18 protein-coding genes are annotated in these 18,295 nt (G+C 68.7%); 14 read left to right on the top strand and 4 right to left on the bottom strand.

Going from position 1 to position 18,295, the window contains the following annotated elements; all coding sequences use genetic code 11:
• Window positions 1-13: 13 nt before the first annotated feature.
• From GQS65_RS04105 to thiD, 6 genes are all read left to right on the top strand, one after another.
• Complete coding sequence (locus tag GQS65_RS04105) at window positions 14-1,807, top strand: site-2 protease family protein (protein ID WP_158203407.1); 1,794 nt, start codon at window positions 14-16, stop codon at window positions 1,805-1,807.
• Window positions 1,808-1,879: 72 nt separating this feature from the next.
• On the top strand, window positions 1,880-2,707 hold the full coding sequence (locus tag GQS65_RS04100; RefSeq protein ID WP_158203406.1) for a formate/nitrite transporter family protein: 828 nt from the start codon (window positions 1,880-1,882) through the stop codon (window positions 2,705-2,707).
• Window positions 2,708-2,798: 91 nt separating this feature from the next.
• Entirely contained in the window at window positions 2,799-4,538 is a 1,740-nt protein-coding gene (locus GQS65_RS04095) for a heme-binding protein (protein WP_158203405.1), read from the top strand.
• 82 nt (window positions 4,539-4,620) lie between these two features.
• Window positions 4,621-5,262, top strand: coding sequence for a thiamine phosphate synthase (gene thiE, locus GQS65_RS04090; RefSeq protein ID WP_158203404.1), 642 nt, complete (start codon window positions 4,621-4,623; stop codon window positions 5,260-5,262).
• A complete protein-coding gene (gene thiM / locus GQS65_RS04085) occupies window positions 5,259-6,110 on the top strand; it encodes a hydroxyethylthiazole kinase (protein ID WP_158203403.1) in 852 nt (283 codons plus the stop codon). Before thiE ends, thiM begins: the two co-directional genes overlap by 4 nt.
• A complete protein-coding gene (thiD, locus tag GQS65_RS04080; protein ID WP_199268398.1) occupies window positions 6,107-6,961 on the top strand; it encodes a bifunctional hydroxymethylpyrimidine kinase/phosphomethylpyrimidine kinase in 855 nt (284 codons plus the stop codon). The genes thiM and thiD overlap by 4 nt, the downstream gene beginning before the upstream one ends.
• 13 nt (window positions 6,962-6,974) lie before the next feature.
• Here the strand turns inward: thiD and GQS65_RS22220 are convergent, their stop codons facing one another.
• A complete protein-coding gene (locus GQS65_RS22220) occupies window positions 6,975-7,415 on the bottom strand; it encodes an HVO_2922 family protein (RefSeq protein WP_158203402.1) in 441 nt (146 codons plus the stop codon).
• 87 nt (window positions 7,416-7,502) lie between these two features.
• On the opposite strand from GQS65_RS22220, the gene GQS65_RS04070 reads away from it, so the two are divergent.
• The 4 genes from GQS65_RS04070 to GQS65_RS04055 all read left to right on the top strand — a co-directional run bounded on the left by GQS65_RS04070 (window position 7,503) and on the right by GQS65_RS04055 (window position 11,514).
• Window positions 7,503-7,823 (top strand): transcription factor S, encoded by a 321-nt coding sequence (locus GQS65_RS04070; protein ID WP_158203401.1) that lies wholly within the window; start codon window positions 7,503-7,505, stop codon window positions 7,821-7,823.
• 217 nt (window positions 7,824-8,040) lie between these two features.
• On the top strand, window positions 8,041-8,739 hold the full coding sequence (locus GQS65_RS04065; protein ID WP_158203400.1) for a hypothetical protein: 699 nt from the start codon (window positions 8,041-8,043) through the stop codon (window positions 8,737-8,739).
• A complete protein-coding gene (locus GQS65_RS04060; RefSeq protein ID WP_158203399.1) occupies window positions 8,736-10,040 on the top strand; it encodes a DCC1-like thiol-disulfide oxidoreductase family protein in 1,305 nt (434 codons plus the stop codon). Before GQS65_RS04065 ends, GQS65_RS04060 begins: the two co-directional genes overlap by 4 nt.
• Before the next feature lie 88 nt (window positions 10,041-10,128).
• Window positions 10,129-11,514, top strand: a complete 1,386-nt coding sequence (locus tag GQS65_RS04055) for a cytochrome P450 (RefSeq protein ID WP_158203398.1) — start codon at window positions 10,129-10,131, stop codon at window positions 11,512-11,514.
• Window positions 11,515-11,581: 67 nt separating this feature from the next.
• Here GQS65_RS04055 and GQS65_RS04050 read toward each other — a convergent pair whose 3' ends face one another.
• A complete protein-coding gene (locus GQS65_RS04050) occupies window positions 11,582-12,451 on the bottom strand; it encodes a ZIP family metal transporter (protein ID WP_158203397.1) in 870 nt (289 codons plus the stop codon).
• A 46-nt stretch (window positions 12,452-12,497) separates the two neighbouring features.
• Window positions 12,498-13,196 carry an SDR family NAD(P)-dependent oxidoreductase gene (locus GQS65_RS04045; RefSeq protein ID WP_158203396.1) on the bottom strand — a complete coding sequence of 233 codons (699 nt, stop codon included), beginning with the start codon at window positions 13,194-13,196 and terminating at the stop codon, window positions 12,498-12,500.
• A gap of 133 nt (window positions 13,197-13,329) precedes the next feature.
• On the opposite strand from GQS65_RS04045, the gene GQS65_RS04040 reads away from it, so the two are divergent.
• The 4 genes from GQS65_RS04040 (at window position 13,330) to GQS65_RS04025 (ending at window position 17,255) form a co-directional block, all read left to right on the top strand.
• Window positions 13,330-14,853, top strand: a complete 1,524-nt coding sequence (locus GQS65_RS04040) for a phytoene desaturase family protein (protein ID WP_158203395.1) — start codon at window positions 13,330-13,332, stop codon at window positions 14,851-14,853.
• Window positions 14,850-15,728 carry a prenyltransferase gene (locus tag GQS65_RS04035; protein ID WP_394351427.1) on the top strand — a complete coding sequence of 293 codons (879 nt, stop codon included), beginning with the start codon at window positions 14,850-14,852 and terminating at the stop codon, window positions 15,726-15,728. The genes GQS65_RS04040 and GQS65_RS04035 overlap by 4 nt, the downstream gene beginning before the upstream one ends.
• Window positions 15,729-15,770: 42 nt before the next feature.
• Entirely contained in the window at window positions 15,771-16,649 is an 879-nt protein-coding gene (gene cruF / locus GQS65_RS04030; RefSeq protein WP_158203393.1) for a bisanhydrobacterioruberin hydratase, read from the top strand.
• A 66-nt stretch (window positions 16,650-16,715) separates the two neighbouring features.
• Entirely contained in the window at window positions 16,716-17,255 is a 540-nt protein-coding gene (locus GQS65_RS04025) for a CBS domain-containing protein (protein WP_158203392.1), read from the top strand.
• 39 nt (window positions 17,256-17,294) lie between these two features.
• On the opposite strand, the gene GQS65_RS04020 is transcribed toward GQS65_RS04025, so the two are convergent.
• A complete protein-coding gene (locus GQS65_RS04020; protein WP_158203391.1) occupies window positions 17,295-18,257 on the bottom strand; it encodes a phytoene/squalene synthase family protein in 963 nt (320 codons plus the stop codon).
• Window positions 18,258-18,295: the final 38 nt, after the last annotated feature.

Here is an 18,295-nt window from a genome sequence, read left to right as displayed (position 1 = left end):
TTCGGATACGGTAATGGTCGACACGCTCTGGCTGGTGCTGGCAGGCATCGGCATCTACACCCTCCTCGCCATGGCCGCCTCCGCACGCGGCCTCCTGCCGGAGTCCGTGCGCGTCTCCGGTCCCATCACCACCATCCACACGATGCGTGGGAAGGTGCTCCTCGACAGACTCGCACGCCCCGGACGACTCTGGCGGGCGTGGGGGAACTTCGGTATCGGACTCGTCCTCGTCGTGATGTTCGGCGTCTTCTTCCTCGTCCTGTTTTCGGGGTTCTCGGCGCTCACCAACCCCCAACCCAGTGCCGTCACCGAACCGCAGAACGTGCTGGTGATTCCGGGCGTCAACGACTTCCTCCCGCTGTCGGTCGCTCCCGAGATACTCCTCGGCCTGCTCGTCGGCCTCGTGGTCCACGAGGGGGGCCACGGCCTGTTCTGCCGGGTGGAAAACATCGACATCTCCTCGATGGGCGTCGCGTTGCTGGCGTTCATCCCCGTCGGCGCGTTCGTCGAACCCGACGAGGAGGACCGCGCGGAGGCCGACCGTGGGGCACAGACCCGGATGTTCGCCGCGGGGGTGACCAACAACTTCGCGGTGACGGTCATCGCGTTCGCGCTGCTGTTCGGTCCCGTCGTCGGAGCTATCGGCGTCGCACCGGGTGCAGCTATCGGCGACGTGGTCGAGAACTCGCCGGCGGCGAACGCGGGCATCGACGCCGGTGACCGAATCGTCGGCGTCGACGGACAGGCGGTCTCCGACCCCGCCGACCTCCAGACGGTGCTCTCCGAGACGCCCGACCGGACCATCGCGGTCACCGTCGACGACGGGGCGGGCGAACGGCAGGTCGACGTCCAGCGCGAACTCATCCTGACGCGGACCACGCCGAGCGTCGTCGGTGACCTCGACACGAGCGGCGAGCCACCACGTATCGCGTCCGTGAACGGCGAGTCGGTCGGGACGAGCGCACAGCTCTACGACGTGCTGCGCGAGGACCCGGTCGCCACCGTCCAGACCGACCGCGGGAGCTTCGACATCGTCGGTGGCGCGTACGTCTCCGGTGTGAGCGACGACGGTGCGCTCGAACGAGCGTTGCAGGACGCCAGCCTCCCGACCGACGCCACCGAACACGCCATCGTCGTGACGCAGTTCGCGGGCGAGCGGGTCGTGAGCACCGAGGAGTTCCAGGCGGCCAGAGCCGAGACGAGTCCCGGTGACACCGTCGGCGCCGAGGTGTACGTCGACGGCGAGGCTCACCGGCTCGAACTCACGCTCCGGGAGGACCCGAACAGCGACGCCGGCCTCATCGGCGCGGCGGTGTCGCCCGGCACCGGTGGCATCGCGGCCGACGACTTCGGTGTCTACACCTACCCCGCCCAGCAGTATCTGGACATCCTCGGGGCGACCGGTGGCGACGTCGCCACGTTCTTCACGCGTATCGGCGCGGCGCTCATCCTGCCGTTCGCCGGGGCCATCGGCCAACTGCCGTACAACTTCGCGGGGTTCGTCAGCCCGTACACCAACTTCTTCGTCGTCGAAGGGCCGCTGTCGGTGCTCGGCGGCGGGGTGTTCCTGCTGGCGAACGCACTGTTCTGGACCGGGTGGATAAACGTCAACCTCGCCTTCTTCAACTGCATCCCGGCGTTCCCGCTCGACGGCGGCCACATCCTCCGGACCTCGACGGAGGCCGTCGTGTCGCGGCTCCCCATCTCCGGCGGTCGGCGACTCACCAACACCATCACGACGGTCGTGAGTCTCACGATGCTCGCCAGCGTCTTCCTGATGGTGTTCGGCCCGCAGTTACTCGCCTGAATCGGTACCTGCACACTCGGGCACAACAGGTATCTCGGGGTCGGACGTAGCCCGGTGCAACACCGCTCTTTCATGGCACCAGAGACCCCCGACACACAGCGAGACTACACGACGATCCTCGAACAGCAGATCGAAGAGGGACTGATGGCGCTCCGTCGACCCATCAGCGGGCAGTTCCTGTCGGGACTCTCCTGCGGACTCGACCTCGGTATCGGGATGTTCATGCTCTATGCGGTCCACACCGCGGTCACCGGCTACTACGACGAACCGACGATGAAGTTCATCACGTCGAGCGTCTACACCTTCGGCTTCATCTTCGTCATCCTCGGTCGCCTCGAACTGTTCACCGAGCACACGACGCTCGCCGTCCTGCCCGTTCTCGGCGACCGCTCGTCGATGCGGGAACTCGGTATCCTGTGGGGGGTCGTCCTGTTCGCCAACCTCGTCGGGGGAGCGCTGTTCTCCGTCGTGGCCGTCTACGCCGGACCCGCACTGGGCGTCATCGAACCCGAGGCGTTCATCGACATCGGCGATACGTTCATCGAACTGTCGCCGATGGCGACGTTCACCGGCGCGGTGTTCGCCGGGTGGCTGATGGGACTGTTGTCGTGGATTCTCACCTCCGCACAGGACACCATCAGCCGGATGTTCACCATCTTCATCGTCACGTTCACCATCGGCTTCGCCCACCTGCCCCACTGTGTCGCGGGCAACATCGAGGTGTTGACGGGCCTGCTCGCCGGCGCGGACTACACCGTCGCCGACTTCCTCGTCTTCGAGGTGCTCGCCATCCTCGGGAACATCGTCGGCGGCGTCGTCTTCGTCGCCCTGTTCATGTACGGCCACACGGTCCGAACGGCAGGCGAACAGAGCGTCGACATCTCACCGACCGAGGACTGACGGCCCCCGCCGGCCTCCCGGACGACGACCGACGGCCGACTCGCACCGCGGACTCACAAACCCCTTGAGCGGTCCGTTCCAAGGACGTCTAATGCCCGAACCACCGCGGACCGACGAGGGCTGGTACGTGCTCCACGACTTCCGGCGAGTCAACTGGGCGGCGTGGCGTGCTGCCCCGGAGGAGAAGCGCCGACGTGCGCTGGAGGAGGGAGTCGAGTACCTCACCACCCACGAGGACCACGACGGCGAGGGGTGGACGGCCGTCTTCTCCGTCCTCGGCCACAAGGCCGACTTCATGGTACTCCACCTCCGGCCGACCACCCGCGAGTTGGACACGCTCGAACGTCGGTTCCAGCAGACGACCCTCGCGGACTACGCCACCCAGTCGTCGTCGTACGTCTCGGTCACGGAGGCGTCGGGCTACTCCGAGTCCGCACGCGAGTACTTCTCGGAGGGTGAGACGGCCGACACCGGCCTCCAGCGCTACATCGAGTCGCGCATCTACCCCGACCTGCCCGACGCCGAACACGTCTGTTTCTACCCGATGGACAAGCGTCGTGACGCCGAGTACAACTGGTACGACCTCTCGTTCGACGAACGCGCCGACCTGATGGCGGGTCACGGCGACATCGGCCGCGGGTATGCAGGGAAGGTCAAACAGATCATCTCGGGCAGTCTCGGGATGGACGACTACGAGTGGGGTGTGACGCTGTTCGCCGACGACCCCACCGACATCAAAGAGTTGCTCTACGAGATGCGCTTCGACCCCTCGTCGTCGCGCTACGCCGACTTCGGCGAGTTCTACTTCGGGCGACGGTTCCCCGCGAGTGACCTCTCGGCACTGCTCGCCGGGGACCCGATTCCGACCGACGGCGAACGCGTGGACGCGTCGAGCGGGGAGCGCGGCCTGTACGGCGACCTCGACGCCCTCGGCGTTGACCTCGACGTCCCCGCGGACGCCCACGCGGTGCTCGTCCACAGCGAGAGCGACGCCGAGACGGTCGAGGAGGCCGTCGACAGCCTGCGCGGGAACTTCGAGCACTACGACAGCCACCTCCTGACGAACGTCCTCGCCACCGACGAGGAGACCATCGTCGTGAGCGCGTGGACGACGGCGAGCGCCGCCGACACCGCGAGCGGGTTCCTCGCGGACCTGCCGGGCGTCACGGACACCGAGACCGGCCCACTGGGCGGGGGCGGCGACGGGGCAGGTGCGAGCGACCACGACGACACGGCGCAGACGACCGAAGACGAGATTCGCGGCGAACTCGCGGACCTCGACATCTACGCCGGGAAGCCCCACGGCGAGGACGTCTACGCCATCGTCCTCTACTCGGAGGCCGACGGCGAGACGCTCGCGGGAGCGGTCGACGACCTCTCGGAGGGGTTCGACCGCTACGACACTCACGTCCGCACCGCCGTCTACGAGGGTCGGGCGACCGACCGGCACGCCGTCGTGAGCATCTGGGAGACGGCGAGCGCCGCCGACACCGCCGCCGGGTTCCTCGGGGACCTCCCGGGTATCGTCGCTCGCGCCGGAGAGGAGAGCGGGTTCGGGACGATGGGGATGTTCTACACCGTCAAGCCCGACCACCGCGAGGAGTTCGTCGAGACGTTCGACGGCGTCGGCGGCCTGCTCGCGGACATGGAGGGCCACCGGGAGACCGACCTGATGGTGAACCTCGCCGACGAGAACGACATGTTCATCGCCAGCCAGTGGCGCGCACGGGAAGACGCGATGGCGTTCTTCGGCTCCGACGCCTTCCGCGAGACCGTCCAGTGGGGCCGCGACGTGCTCGCCGACCGACCGCGCCACGTCTTCCTCGCCTGAGAGGTCGCGTCCCCCCTCGTCGCCCCGGTCCACCGGAGTCGGTACTCGTTTCACCGAGCGGGACAACCAGCGACTACCACCAATGAATAGCTACGAGACGTACCTCGTCACCGAGGCGGCCCACTCGTCGGGTCGCTCGACGGTCGACGTGGTCCGGGCCGCCGTCGGGGGCGGTGTCGACGTCGTCCAACTCAGGGAGAAAGCCGAGAGCGCACGCGAGCGGTACCGACTCGGGCAGGAACTGCGTGAACTGACCCGCGAGGCCGGCGTCACGTTCGTCGTCAACGACCGAATCGACCTCGCGCGGGCCGTCGACGCCGACGGCGTCCACCTCGGCGACGACGACCTGCCCGTGCCCGTCGCCCGCGAGCAGTTGGGTGACGACGCCGTCGTCGGGCGTTCGGTCTCGTCCGTCGGGGGGGCGCGGGCCGCCGCCGAGGCGGGTGCGGACTACCTCGGTGTCGGTGCGGTGTTCCACACGGACTCGAAGGACGTCCGCGAGCGGGACGCCGAGATCGGTCTCGACCGCGTCCGTGCCATCGCCGACGCGACCGACCTCCCGTTCGTCGGTATCGGCGGCATCACCGCCGAGAACGCCGCGTCGGTCGTCGAAGCGGGAGCGGACGGCGTGGCGGTCGTCTCCGCGATAACGGCCGCGGCGGACCCACGGCGGGCGACCGAGGCGCTCGGCGAGGCCGTCGCCGCGGGGAGGGCCGCACGATGAGCGACGGACCGTCGACCACTCGGAGCATCACGGACGTGGACGTGGCCGCGGCGCTCGCCGCCGTCGCCGACGCCACGCCGCTCGTGAACGCGCTCACGAACGAGGTGACGGTCAACGACGTCGCCAACTGCACGCTCCACTGGGGCGGTCTCCCGGTGATGTCGGACGACGAGCGGGAGGTGGCGGACATGGTCGCCGGCGCACAGGCGTGTCTGCTCAACATGGGGACCGTCAGCGAGACTGGCGAGGCCACGATGCTGGCGGCGGGCGAGGCGGCCAACGAGAACGACGTACCGGTCGTCGTCGACCCCGTCGGGGTGGGTGCGACGCCGACGCGCGACCGGGTCGCCGAGCGCCTCGTGACCGACCTCGACGTCGCCGTCGTCAAGGGTAACTACGGCGAGGTGAGCGCGCTGGCCGGCGAGCAGAGCGACGTCCGTGGCGTCGAGTCGGTCGGCGAGTACGCGGCCATCGCCGAGAGCGCGGTGGCGCTCGCCCGACGGACCGGGAGCGTCGTCGTCGCCTCCGGCGAGACCGACGTGGTGGCGACGGCCGACGCCGCAGTCGAGGTCCACGCCGGCGACCCGATGATGGGTCGCGTCGTCGGAACCGGCTGTATGCTCGGGGCGACGCTCGCGGCGTTCGCGGGGGCCGACCTCGACACCGAGACGGCCGCCGTCGCCGGAACCGTCGCGTTCGGTCTCGCGGGCGAAGCCGCTGCCGACGGCCGCTTCGGGGAGTACCACGGCCCCGCGAGCTACGAGGTGGCGTTCCTCGACGCCGTCGCGGGACTCGCGGACACCGACCCCGAGGCGGCGGGCCGCATCGAGCGGGTGGTCGAGGCGTGAGCGACGACCCCGCGAGACGGGGAGTGGAGGCGACCCCGGAACGCCCGCCGTACGCACTGACGGTCGCCGCCAGCGACTCCGGCGGCGGGGCGGGCGTCCAGGCCGACCTGAAGACGATGACGCGACTCGGCGTCTACGGTGGGTCGGTCTGTGTCGCGCTGACCGCCCAGAACACCCGGACCGTGGACTCGGTGTTCACGCTCCCGACGGCAGAGGTCCGCGCCCAGTTCGAGGCGGTCACCGACGATTTCGACGTGCGGGCGGTGAAGGTCGGGATGCTGGCGACCGAACCCGTCGTGCGAACCGTCGCCGACCTGCTCGACGGGTTCGGGGGGAGCGTCGTCGTCGACCCGGTGATGGTCTCCTCGGCGGGCGACACGCTGCTCGACCCCGACGCCATCGACGCCTACGACGCGCTGTTCGAGCGCTCGACGCTCGTCACGCCCAACGCGGACGAGGCCGAGACGGTGACGGGCGTCCGTCCGGACTCCCCGAGCGCCGTCCGCGAGGTGGCGGCCGCCGTCCGCGAGCGTGGGGCCGACGCCGTCCTGCTGAAGGGTGGACACGTCGAGACGGACGGGACCGTCCGCGACACGCTCGTGACGGGCGACGACCGGACGGTCTTCGAGACCGAGCGTGTGGCGACCGCTTCGACTCACGGGTCGGGCTGTACGCTCTCCAGTGCCGTCGCGGCCCGTCTCGCACACGGCGACGACCTCACGGCCGCAGTCGAGCGTGGCATCGAGTTCACCCACGCGACCATCGCCAGCCCCGCGGCGGTGGGCGAGCGCGGGAGCGTCAACCACCTCGTCGACGTGGAGGGAGCGGTCCCGCAGGTCGACCGCGGCTGAGAGCGTCCGGCCGTCAGAGTCGCTCGACGGACGCGTTCGGCGCGTTCGCCTTCACGCTCCGGAGACCGTTCTCCGCGCCCTGCCACGTCGCGTAGCCCTCGCCGGAGTCGGCGATGAGGTTCCCGTTGTCGTGGACGAGTCGCCAGCGGTACTCGCCGGCGCGGTCCTCGTACACCTCGAACCGGGCACTGGACGCCGTCTCGGGGGCTCCGGAGTCCGCGCGGACTGAGTCGTCTGCCGTCGGTTCGTGGCCCTCCGGTGGGTCGGTCTGTCGGTCGGTGTCGGGCCGGTCGGTGCTGGTTCGGTGGGTGTCGACGCGGAGTCGGAGTTCGCCGGCCACGTCCGGGCCGAGGAGTTCCGTTCCGACCGGCTTCGACTCCGAAGTGGTCACCGAGAGCGTCGCGTCGTCGACGGAGACGGTCAACGTCGCCACGGGCCGATTCGTGGGGTTCATATCACCGATACGGTCGGCGTCCGGATAGCTTCCCCGTCGACGGCCGTTCGGCCGGGCACTTTTGGGTCGGGGGCGACTACGGCAGCCATGCAGTTCTGCGACGACTGTGGCTCTCTGATGCACGCGGACGACGCGGAGATGGTCTGCTCGTCGTGTGGCGCACGGGTACTCAAAGACGAGGAGGAGGCCGCGAAGTACGTCTCGACCGAGTCCCAGACGTTCGACGACGTCATCGAGACCACCGAGGACGCCGCCGACGAGGGGAAGCCGACCGCCGAGGAGGAGTGCGACCAGTGTGGCAACGGCCGCGCGTGGTACACCATCAAACAGACCGGGAGCGCCGACGAACCGCCGACACGGTTCTTCAAGTGCACCGAGTGTGGCCACCGCTGGCGGGGCTACAGCTGACCGGTCCGCGGCCGTCGTCTCCCCGGTACCGACGGGTCTCGGTGTCGTTTTCCCGGGACGGGAGCACGACGCGATGGGGTCCGAGCGTCGGACGTACTCGGTTCGTTAATACTTCGTTACGCCCGACAGTATCGTAGTACGGCCACACTTGCTTTACGACGATACGATGACTCGGGTGCATGAGTCGTCATGATTGGCGGGGGAGTCGTGACCGGCGATGAACGGTCACGTCGTCGCGTTCGTCGGACCGCTCCGACCGTACGTCGGGGTGTTGCTCCCGCTGTTCTTCGTCGGGTTCTTCGTCGCGGCGGGCGTCGCCATCTACTACCGTCAGAACGCGACGGTGCGGCGGACGTACGTCGTCAACTTCTTCGTCGCGCTGGTTCTCGTGAACCTCGTCCTGTCGGTGGTCGTCGTCCCCTTCTTCCACTGGCACAAGTTCTCCATCGCCCGTAGCGCGGAGGAGTCCTACCACACCATGCGCATCGTCGACGAGCGCGGGTGTGAGATTCGCGTCGACGGGGAGGTGCCCTTCGAGGCGGAGAACATCGCCCTGCAACCGCTGTTGAACGAGATGTACGCCGAGTACTCCGCCGAGAAGCGTCGGACGGTCGCACTCTACCTGCTCGACGAGAGCCGGGAGTTCCGCAGGCAGGTCGAGGCCGACTCCCCGAGCAAGTACCTGCGGTATCCGGCCCACGGCTTCACCACGTGGCCCAGGGAGAAGGTCGAACGGTACGACCGGTTCGTCGCCGTGCGCGTCTATCGGGTGAACCTGACGACGAACGCGGCCGGCACCGAAGTCGAGTCGTACTCCGAGCGCCGGGTCGACGAGTGGCAGGAGTCGGGACCGGCGGTGCCAGCCACCCGACCGGCGAACTGTCCACCGGTCGCCACCAGCGAGGTGGCGGGATGAGGTTCGGGGTCGTCAACTACTTCGGGAGCGCCGAGCGCGAGACGCCGCTGAACCTCGCGCTGGCGCGGGTCCTCGTCGCCGCCGTCGTCGTCTGGCGCGTCGTCTGGATAGACTGGTTCGAGGTCACGGAGGCCCCGTACGTCCTCTTCGAGGAGTATCGGTTCTTCCTGCCGCCGGACCCTCTCGTCCTCGTCGCCGAGCAGTGGCTCCTCGTCGCGGCGCTGCTGGCGGTGGCGGTCGGCTACCGACTTCGCCTCTCGACGTTCCTCGCGGCCGTGTTGCTCGGTCACCAGACGGCGGTGCTGTTCCTGTTCAAGACCCACGGCCCGGTGACGGTGCTGTTCTTCTTCGTCTACATGCTGCTGTTCATGGGTCTCTATCACGACCCGGACGCGCTGACCGTCGACGGGTTCCGCCACGCGGCGACGGACTCCATCGACACCGTCGTCGACCGACTGAAGTCGCCGCTCGACCGGGGCTACTCGGTCGACGCGCTGACGATGCCGTTGCTCGCCATCGGCGTCGTCTACTTCGGGTCCGGCGTCGACAAACTGCTCCAGAGCGGACTGGCGTGGGCCGCACCGTCGAATCTCAGTCGCATCATCCTGTTCCGCACCGTCCACTACGACCTCCCCATCACGCTGGGCGTCCGGTTGCTCGACTATCCGCTACTCATCGCCGCGATGTCGGCGGCGACGCTGGCCGCCGAGGTCGGACTCCTCGTCCTCGTCCTCACCCGTCGCTCCATCACGCTCCCCGTCGTGCTGTTGCTGGGGATGAAACTCGGGACGCTGGTGACGGTCAACATCATCTTCGTCGACGCGTTCTTCGTCTTCGGTGCGTTCCTCGCGTGGGACCGTCTCCACGAGCGACTCGCCAGCGACCGGTCGGTCGACGTCGTCTTCGACGACCGGTGTCACTTCTGTGCCCGGAGTCTCCTCCCGTTCAAGGTGCTCGACGTGAACGACACGGTGACGTTCTACTCGCAGTCGGACGTCCCCGAGCGCTACCGGGGCCGCGAGGACGTCGACTTCGGCGCGGCGATGTACGCCTTCGTCGAGAGCGAGGCCGCCGCCTCGGACAGCGAGGCCACTGCCTCGGACAGCGAGGCCACTGCCTCCAACGCCACGCCCTACGCTGGCTACGCGGCGTTCCGCGAACTCGTCCGGCAGTTCGGCCTGTTCCGGCCGGTGGTGTGGCTGATGGACCGGCACCCGGTCGAGTGGGTCGGCGTCCGCGTCTACGAGTACGTCGCCGCCAACCGGAGTCGACACTTCACCTGCTCGGTCGAACCGGGTTGAGCCGAGCGGAGCGGGGTGGCGACGCGACCGCTCGGCTTCCCCGACAGTAGCACGAACTGTTATCAAACCGGACCCCGAGAGAGAGCCAATGAGCAGCGGCCGCCCGCCCGGTCCCGACGGACTGCCGGGGCTCGGAAACACGCTCCAGTTCGTTCGGGACCCGGTAGGGTTCTACGGCGTCTGTGCGGAGTACGGCGACGTGGTCCGTGCCCGAATCGGCCGTGAGGACCTCTACGTCGTCTCGCACCCCGACCTCATCCGGCAGGTGCTCGTCGACGACGCGGCGAACTACCGCCGACTCGACTCCAACCCCGAGCGGGCCGGCGTGTTCGACGTCGGGATGGCGCTGGTCGCCGGGAACCGATGGCGACACCCCCGTTCGACGCCGCCACCGCTCTTCGACACCGGCTACGTGCCGGAGTACGCGACGGCGACGGTGCGTCACGCCGAGACGATGGCCGCCCTCTGGGACGACGGGGAAGTCGTCGCCGTCGACGAGGCGATGCGCGAACTGGCCCTCGACGTGTTCATCGACGTGCTGTTCGGTGTCGACGTCGACCACCGCCAGCGCCTCTCCGACCTCGGCGGAGCCGTCGGGGAACCGGGGTCCGGCGACACCGAGCGACTGCGAGCGGCCGTCCACGCGTTCGACGAGGCGGTCGACACCCGCTCGCCGAGCGGTCTCGTCCCCGGATGGGTCCCGACGCGGCCGAACCGACAGTACCGCCGAGCGCTCGCCGAGTTCGAGCACGTCGTCGACGAGGTGGTCGAACGACGACGGGCGAGCGACGACGACGGGAGCCACGACGTCCTCTCCACGCTGTTGCGGGTCGGGTCGGCGGGCCGGGAACTCGACGAGGTGGCGATACGCGACCGACTCGTGCGGACGCTGGTCGCCGGCCACGAGACGACGGCGGCGGCGCTGACGTTCACTGCCCACGCGCTGGCGACGCATCCGGGCGTCGCCGACCGACTCCGCGCGGAGGTCGACGCCGTCCTCGGCCCGCGGTCGGCCGCCGCCGAGGACCGCCCGGCACTCGGCTACACGAAGCGCGTCGTCACGGAGTCGCTACGGCGCTATCCGCCGCTGTACGCGACCGTCAGGCGGCCGACGCGGACGGCCGAACTGGCGACCTACGAGATACCCGCCGACACCACCGTCGTCACGTCGCAGTACGTCGTCCACAACGACCCCCGCTGGTACACCGCGCCCGAGACGTTCCGGCCCGAGCGCTGGGCGACGTGGGACGGCCCGGAGTACGCGTACTTCCCGTTCGGCGGCGGCGAACGGGCAGGCGAGTGGGCACGGTTCGTCGTACAGGAACTCCAGCTCGTCGTGGCGACGATGGCCCAGCAGGTGACCTTCGACCCCGTGACCGACGACCCACTGGAACTCCGGTTCGGGGCGACGCTCGCCCCGAAGGACGGACTCGACCTCGTGGTCCGCGAGCGCGTGGCGACCCCCCGGAACTGAACCGACCGACGAGACCCACCGCTCACGAGCGGAGAGCCGAACGCGAGCGGAGTTCCGGTCGTCGGCCTCAGAAGCCGCCGTTGAGCGCGGTCCACGCCCCGAAGACGACGACCGCACCGACCGTCGTCGAGAGGACGGCGTGGCTGCGCAGGCGGTCGAGCAGTGCGTGGTCGTGTTCGGTGATGCCCGCCACCTCCGTCACCTCGCTCCCGACCTCACACCGGGGGAGGAAGTCGAGCGCGACGTGCAGGAAGATGCCCGCGGCGAAGCCGAAGACGAACGCGTTCAGCGTCGTGACGCTCGGGAGACCGACGTACGCACCCGGAATCGCGGCGATGCCGACACCCGCGGCGGGGAGGAGGACGACCCACGGCGACCGCCCCGAGCGCACGAGTCGGCGGGCGGAGGCGTAGCCTGCCGGTCCCTTGTGCGAGACGATTGCGAGGCCGAGCAGCAGGCCGACGTCGGGCATCGACCCGTAGATGAGTCCGATGACGAGGCCCGCCGAGAGTGCGTGCGCGGAGATCTGGGCGGCGGTGCTGTCGAACGGCAGGTCGAGGTGCGAGACGCGGTGGCCGAGCGTGTGGCCGCCGAAGCCGACGACGACGCCCGCGGCGATGCCGAACCCGCCGAGTTTGGGGTGAAGACCGATGGCCTGCGGGACGATGAACGCGGCGGCGCTGGTGAGCATCGCGCCGCTGGCGAGGCCGTACCCCCAGACGAGACGGCGGGCGTTCACGCTCCCCTCCGCACGAACCCCCAGCGGGATGGCGACGGCCATCGCCACGAACGCGACCCACGAGATGACCGTCACCTTCCAGAGGCCCGCCGAGAGCGCGAGTCCCGTGACGCCCAGCAGGAGCGCCACGGCGGTGACGCCGACCCACGAGGGACGACCCAGACCGGTGTTGCTATCGACGGTTTCGGTAATCCCCATCTGTTAGCAACTGTGGGTTAGCGATTAATAAACCCTCGGAGACGCCTCAGTGCGTGGCCCGTTTCCAGGTCTTCAGGTCGACGCGGCCGCCGTCGAGGTCCTCGGTGGGGGCCTCCGTCGCCGCCCAGAGGAACTGGTCGGCCACGTCGGTCGGGTCCCGGCCCGCGCCGCCGGTGAGTTCGGTGGCGAGTTGACCGGGGTCGACGACGCCGACCGTCGCGTCGAGTTCGACGGCGAACTGTCGGACCAGCGCCTCGGCGAACGCCTTCGAGGCGGCGTACGACCCGAGGCCGGGCGTGGCGTCGACGGCGACGCTCCCCGAGGGGACGAGGATTCGCGCGTCGTCGTTCAGATGCGGCAGCGCCTCCTTGACGGCGGCGAACACGCCACGGCCGTTGGTCTGGTAGTGCTGGTCGAAGGCGCTGTAGGCGTCCTCGGCCAGCGGCGTCTTCGCCGTCTCGCCGTGGTAGACGCCCGCGTTGGCGACGACCGTGTCGACACCGCCGGCCTCGCCCTCGCGGGCGGCCACCTCCATCAGCCGCTCCACGTCGAACTCGTCGCGCACGTCCGCGCGGAGGCCCGTGGCGCTGTCGCCCTCCTCCCGGATGGATTCGGCGACCGACTCGACCGCGTCGGCGTCCCGAGCGCAGAGGACGACGTGTGCTCCTTCCTCGGCGAACCGCCGGGCGACCGCTTCGCCGAGTCCTCGACTCGCGCCGGTGACGACGACTGTCGTTGCGTCCATACCGAACCAACGCACGGCGAGCGCTTGGCCGTTGTGTAAGCGGAACGACGACGTGCGACCGAACCGGGGTATCGTGTGGCTCGGTACCGGACCGAACAGCCCCCTTTTAGACGGTTCCCGGCGTCGTCCATCTATGAGCGAACGAGACGCCCTCCGCGACCGCGAGGTGGTCGTGGTCGGCGGTGGGTTCGGTGGGCTGTCGGCGGCGTGTTTCCTCGCCCGCGACGGGGCCGACGTGACGCTGTTGGAGAAAAACGAGCAGGTGGGCGGACGAGCGTCCAGGCTGGAAGCCGACGGGTTCACCTTCGACATGGGGCCGTCGTGGTACCTCATGCCCGACGTCTTCGAGCGGTTCTTCGCACAGTTCGGGAAGTCGCCGACGGACTACTACGACCTCGAACGTCTCGACCCGCACTACCGCGTGTTCTGGAAGGACGGCGACCGGATGGACGTCCTGCCGGACGTCGAGGCGATGGTCGAGACGTTCGAGACCTACGAGACGGGCGCGGGCGGCGCACTGCTGGAGTACCTCGACACGAGCGAACGCCACTACGAGACGGCGATGGACGACTTCGTCTACACCGACCGGCCGCGCCTGCGCGACTGGGTCGACCCGGACGTGATGAAGGCCGCACCCATCGGCCTGAAACTCGTCGGGACGATGGACGACTACGTGAGCGACTACTTCGACCACCCCAAACTCCAGCAGTTGATGCAGTACACGCTGGTGTTCCTCGGTGGCGCGCCGTCGAACACGCCGGCGCTCTACAACATCATGAGTCACGTCGATTTCAACATGGGCGTCTGGTACCCCGTCCGGAAGGAAGCGGACGACCGCGACGGTGGCGGTATCGGCGTCGTCGTCGACGGAATCGTCGAACTCGCCGAGGAACTCGGTGTGGAGTTCGTCACCGACAGCGAGGTGGTCGAGATAACCAAGCGCAAGTCGGGGTTCCACGTCGAGACGGTCACGGGGGAGGTCTACCGCCCGGACCACGTCGTCAGCGACGCCGACTACGCCCACGTCGAGCGCGAACTGCTGCCCGAACACGAGCGCCAGTACGACGACGACTACTGGGAGTCCAAGACCTACTCGCCCTCCGCGTTCCTGCTGTACATGGGCGTCGAGGGCGACATCGACCCGCTGGCCCACCACACGCTCGTCCTGCCGACCGACTGGGAGGGGCACTTCGAGCGCATCTTCGAAGACCCCGGCTGGCCCGAGGAACCGGCGTACTACGTCTGTGCGCCCAGCGTGACCGACGACACCGTCGCCCCCGAGGGCCACTCGAACCTGTTCGTCCTCGTCCCCATCGCGCCCGGCCTGGACGACACGCCCGAGATTCGCGCGGAGTACCGCGAGACGGTGCTGGCGGACCTCGCAGAGCACACGGGCGTCGACCTGCGCGAGCGTATCGTCTTCGAGGAGCAGTTCTCGGTGAACGACTTCGCCGACCGCTACAACGCCTACGACGGCAACGCGCTCGGCGGCCTCGCCCACACGCTCCGGCAGACCGCGCTCTTGCGCCCGCGCCACCGCTCGAAAGCGCTCGACGGCCTCTACTACACCGGCGGCTACACCACGCCGGGTATCGGCGTCCCGATGTGTCTCATCAGCGGTGAGCATACGGCGAACGCGCTCGTAGAGGAGGAGTGATGGAACTGGCGACGGGTATCCGTGACGTCCTCCCGCCCGAGGAGTCGCGGCTGGGCTACCTGCTCCGGATGTCCCGCCCCCGGTTCTGGTTCTACCTCGCGGGACCGGTCGTCGTCGGGGCGACCTACGCGGCGTCCGTGCCCGCGGACCTGATTTCGCCGGTCGCACTCGCGCTGTTCGCGTACTTCCTGCTCCCGGCGAACGTCCTGCTCTACGGCGTCAACGACGTCTTCGACGCCGACATCGACGCGTTCAACGAGAAGAAGGAGGGCCGCGAGGTGCGCTATCGCGGCGGCCGACTCGTGGTCGCCAGCGTGGTGGTCTGTGGACTCCTCGCGCTCCCGTTCGCGTTCGTGCTCCCCGAAGCCGCGCTCCTCGCCTTCCTCGCGTGGGGCGTGCTGTCGGTGGAGTACAGCGCACCACCGCTCCGGTTCAAGACGACGCCGTTTCTCGACTCGCTGTCGAACGGGCTGTACGTCCTCCCCGCAGTCGTCACGTTCGCCGCGCTGGCCGGGGAGTACCCGCCGGTCGCGGCGGTCGTCGGCGGGTGGCTCTGGGCGATGGGGATGCACACGTTCTCGGCGATTCCGGACATCGACCCGGACCGCGCGGCGGGCGTCCGCACGACGGCGACGCTGCTCGGCGAACGCCGAACCTACGTCTACTGTGGACTGTGCTGGGCGGCCGCCGCCGCCGCGTTCTGGGTCGTCCACCCGTTCTTCGCCGTCGTCCTCGGCGTCTACCCGGTCATCGTCTTCGGCATCGCCGCGTCGTCGGTGGACGTGAACGAGGCCTACTGGTGGTACCCCGCCATCAACACCGTCGTCGGCGCGGTCATCACGATGGCGGGGCTGTGGGTGATGCTGTATGGGTGAACGGCGGCGTTCGGTCGACGGGACGGCCAGCGAGGGTCGTCGATGACCGAGGGAGCGACGACCACCCGCGAGTGGAGTCGTGACCACGTCGAGGACCGACTGGACACGCTCGTCGAGGAGAACCGCTTCACCATCTCGGTCGTCTTCCCGCTGGTCGGGGCGCTCTCGCTCGTCGCCAGCGCGGAGGGCTGGTTCCCGCGCCCCCTACGCTTCCTGGAGTTCAACCCCTACTTCGTCCTCTTCGGCGTCGTCGTGATGCGTCTCCCGCTCGTCGCGGGCGTCGCGCCGCTGGTCGACCGGAAGGCCGCCACCGCCCTGCTCGCGCTGGCGGGCTACGCCTACGGTATCGAGTATCTGGGCGTGACGACCGGCGAACCGTACGGCGCGTTCGAGTACACCGTCGAACTCGGGCCGATGCTGTTCGACACCATCCCGGTGGCCCTGCCGGTGTTCTTCTTCCCGCTGGTGCTCAACAGCTACCTGCTCTGTCTGCTGTCGCTCGGCGACCGAGCGGACCGGTGGTTCGTCCGCCTTCCGGTGGCCGTCGCGGCCGTCGTGGCGATGGACCTCGTGCTCGACCCGGCCGCCGTCGCCGTCCAGTTCTGGGCGTACGACGCCGGCGGCGTCTACTACGGCGTCCCCGTCTCGAACTACCTCGGGTGGGTGCTCTCGGCGACGGTGTCGGTGCTGGCGTTCGACTGGGGCTTCTCGCGGAGCGGCCTGCTCCGACGGGTCCGCGAGTGCGAGTTCATGCTCGACGACCTGGTGAGCTTCGTCATCCTCTGGGGTCTCATCAACGCGTTCTACACGAACTGGGTTCCCGTCGCCGTCGCCGCGCTGTTCGGCCTCGGCCTGCTGTGGACCGACCGCTTCGACTTCGACGTGCGCGGGACGACGCCGCTCCAGTACATCGGACGGTAGTCGACCCTCCGCGAGGCCGGTCGCCCACCCAAACGGCTACCCCACGCCCGGTCGAACCGACCGAGTATGCTCACCGCACGCGACGTGATGACGCAGGACGTCGAAGTGGTCGCCCCGGACGACGAGGTCGGCGACGTGCTCTCGAAACTGGCGAAAGCGGAGTTCAACGGCTTTCCCGTCCTGGACAGCGTGGAGCAACGCTCCACTGGCAGCCGGAACGCATCGCGTTCCGGCGACGACGGTGAACTCGTCGGCATCGTCACGCAGGGTGACCTCGTCCGATTGTTCCAGACCGAAGAGCGCGTCCTCTGGATTCCCGTCGGCCTCCCGCCGTTCACGGAGACGGTGAAGTACGCCGTCGACGTGTCGTGGGACGACCTCGACCTGGGTGTGGACCTCGCGCGCAACGTGAACAAACCCGTCCGCGAGGTGATGAGCACCGACGTCGTCACCGTGGCTCCCGACGACGACATCGACCGCATCCTCGACCTGCTGAGCGGCCGAATCAACCGACTGCCCGTCCTGACCGAGGCGGGTGCCCTGGTCGGCATCGTCACTCGTGAGGACGTGATTCGGGCGCTGCGCGACGAGCGGCGCGCGGAGTGAAACAGGGAGGACGAGCCCCAGTGGTCGGTGTGTCGGGCGTTACTGGACGGGGCGTGGGTCGCCCGCCTCGCGGCCCTGTGGTCGTTCGTCGGTCATCGGGATGGCGCTCACGCGGGCGAACACCGACTCGGGGTCCTTCGAGAGCGCCCAGTACGCGCGGGTCTTGAGCACGAGGGCGACCTTCCGGCGAGTACTGAGCTGTGGCGTCGCCGAGAAGACGTCGTAGTCGTGGCGACGAATCGCCCGGTGGTGGTCGGCGTAGAGCACCGACGCGAGCAGGACGGCGAACTGGCAGTCCTCGGGGAGGTACTTGATTCCCTCGACGCCCTCGCGGTAGAGTCCCTCCGCGCGGCGTAGTTCCTCCTGCACCGCGGCGCGAGCGTTCTCGTCGAACTCGGCACGTTCGACCTGTTCGTCGGTGACGCCGTGACGCGAGAGCGTCGTCTGTGGGAGGTAGATGCGACCCCGGTCGCGGACGTCCTCGCGCACGTCGCGGACGAAGTTCGTCAGTTGGAACGCCTCGCCGAGCGCCCGAGCGTGGGGTCGAGCGCGTTCGTCGTCCTCCGGCGTCGGCGACATGACGGTGGTCATCATCTCGCCGACGGCGGCCGCCGACCCGCGCATGTACGTCTCCAGTTCGTCGTAGGTCGCGTAGCGGGTCTTCTCGACGTCCGTCAGCATCGCGTCGACGAAGACGTTCACCTCCTCGTCGCTGATACCCTGCTCCTCGCGGAGTTCACAGAACGCCTGCAACACCGGGTCGTCGGTCGGTTCGTGGCCGAGGACGACGGAGCGAATCGCCTCCAGCCGTTCGCGCTGTTCGGCCGGCGTGAGCTGGTTGTCCTCGTCGTCGACGACCTCGTCGGCGATACGGAAGAACGCGTAGAGTACGTACGTGGACTGTCGAACCCGCTCGGGCAGGACTCTCGTCGCAAAGTAGAAGGTCTTCCCAGTTCGCCGGTGAATCGACTTGCTCTGGGCTAACTGCGATTTGTTGACCATGGGGCCTCGTAGGGTATAAAGTACGGCAGCGACCGGCT

This window comes from Halomarina oriensis, assembly GCF_009791395.1.
Lineage (GTDB): Archaea > Halobacteriota > Halobacteria > Halobacteriales > Haloarculaceae > Halomarina > Halomarina oriensis.
This window is presented reverse-complemented; position numbering and strand designations above follow the sequence as displayed.

Bases quoted from the DNA above. Each gene is read 5' to 3' on its own strand.
- GQS65_RS04045 (WP_158203396.1), bottom strand. From the start codon at position 13,196: ATGGACGCAACGACAGTCGTCGTCACCGGCGCGAGTCGAGGACTCGGC.
- GQS65_RS04025 (WP_158203392.1), top strand. From the start codon at position 16,716: ATGCTCACCGCACGCGACGTGATGACGCAGGACGTCGAAGTGGTCGCC.
- GQS65_RS04065 (WP_158203400.1), top strand. From the start codon at position 8,041: ATGAACGGTCACGTCGTCGCGTTCGTCGGACCGCTCCGACCGTACGTC.
- GQS65_RS04050 (WP_158203397.1), bottom strand. From the start codon at position 12,451: ATGGGGATTACCGAAACCGTCGATAGCAACACCGGTCTGGGTCGTCCC.
- GQS65_RS04100 (WP_158203406.1), top strand. From the start codon at position 1,880: ATGGCACCAGAGACCCCCGACACACAGCGAGACTACACGACGATCCTC.
- GQS65_RS04020 (WP_158203391.1), bottom strand. From the start codon at position 18,257: ATGGTCAACAAATCGCAGTTAGCCCAGAGCAAGTCGATTCACCGGCGA.
- GQS65_RS04105 (WP_158203407.1), top strand. From the start codon at position 14: ATGGTCGACACGCTCTGGCTGGTGCTGGCAGGCATCGGCATCTACACC.
- GQS65_RS04040 (WP_158203395.1), top strand. From the start codon at position 13,330: ATGAGCGAACGAGACGCCCTCCGCGACCGCGAGGTGGTCGTGGTCGGC.
- GQS65_RS04055 (WP_158203398.1), top strand. From the start codon at position 10,129: ATGAGCAGCGGCCGCCCGCCCGGTCCCGACGGACTGCCGGGGCTCGGA.
- GQS65_RS04095 (WP_158203405.1), top strand. From the start codon at position 2,799: ATGCCCGAACCACCGCGGACCGACGAGGGCTGGTACGTGCTCCACGAC.
- cruF (WP_158203393.1), top strand. From the start codon at position 15,771: ATGACCGAGGGAGCGACGACCACCCGCGAGTGGAGTCGTGACCACGTC.
- GQS65_RS04070 (WP_158203401.1), top strand. From the start codon at position 7,503: ATGCAGTTCTGCGACGACTGTGGCTCTCTGATGCACGCGGACGACGCG.
- GQS65_RS04060 (WP_158203399.1), top strand. From the start codon at position 8,736: ATGAGGTTCGGGGTCGTCAACTACTTCGGGAGCGCCGAGCGCGAGACG.
- GQS65_RS22220 (WP_158203402.1), bottom strand. From the start codon at position 7,415: ATGAACCCCACGAATCGGCCCGTGGCGACGTTGACCGTCTCCGTCGAC.
- thiM (WP_158203403.1), top strand. From the start codon at position 5,259: ATGAGCGACGGACCGTCGACCACTCGGAGCATCACGGACGTGGACGTG.
- thiE (WP_158203404.1), top strand. From the start codon at position 4,621: ATGAATAGCTACGAGACGTACCTCGTCACCGAGGCGGCCCACTCGTCG.